Source organism: Vibrio sp. 1-Bac 57 (assembly GCF_037546855.1).
Lineage (GTDB): Bacteria > Pseudomonadota > Gammaproteobacteria > Enterobacterales > Psychromonadaceae > Psychromonas.
On sequence record NZ_JALAAC010000106.1, the window covers coordinates 1 to 709 of the forward strand.

Consider the following 709-nt stretch of genomic DNA (forward strand, 5'->3'; position numbering starts at 1 on the left):
ACTCCTCAGATCCTGGGCCGTTGGATAAAAGAAGCAGAAAACGACGATGGTCATGCATTCCGAGGGAACGGTAAGCTAACACCCGAGCAGGATGAGATCCGTAAGCTAAAAGCACAAGTAAAACGCTTGGAAATGGAGCGTGAAATATTAAAAAAAGCGACGGTCTTCTTTGCCAAAGAAACGAAGTAAAATACGCGTTTATTGCCCAAAATAAGAAGATCTGGCCAGTGATATTGATGTGTCACGTGTTGGGTGTGAAAAACAATAATTACTACAGTTATCAAAAACGGAAGTCTCAAGCTCCAGTTAATACAGAGCACCAAGAGATGTTGCAATGGGTTAAGAATATTGCCGAGTTCAGTGATAATACCTATGGTGAAAGACGCATTCAGAAGGCATTAAATGCGCTTGATTTCGCTGTTGGCCGTAGAAAAACAGCGCAACTGATGAAAGAAGCAAACGTTTGGGTACGGTATAAGAAGAAGTATAAAGCAACAACAAACAGTGACCACAAGAAGCCTGTATATGATAATGAACTTAAACAGGATTTCGATGTTCAACGTCCAAATCAAGCATGGGTGCAAGACATTACGTACATATGGACTTCTGAAGGATGGTTATATTTAGCCGTCGTAATAGACCTATACTCTCGTAAGGTTGTTGGCTGGAGTATGGGTAGCAGAATGAAAGCACAACTTGTTTGTGATGC

Annotated in this window: 1 pseudogene; it reads left to right on the forward strand. The window is 41.3% G+C overall.

From position 1 onward, the window contains the following. Positions 1-709: pseudogene (locus MT391_RS20710) on the forward strand (IS3 family transposase); the annotation flags it as partial.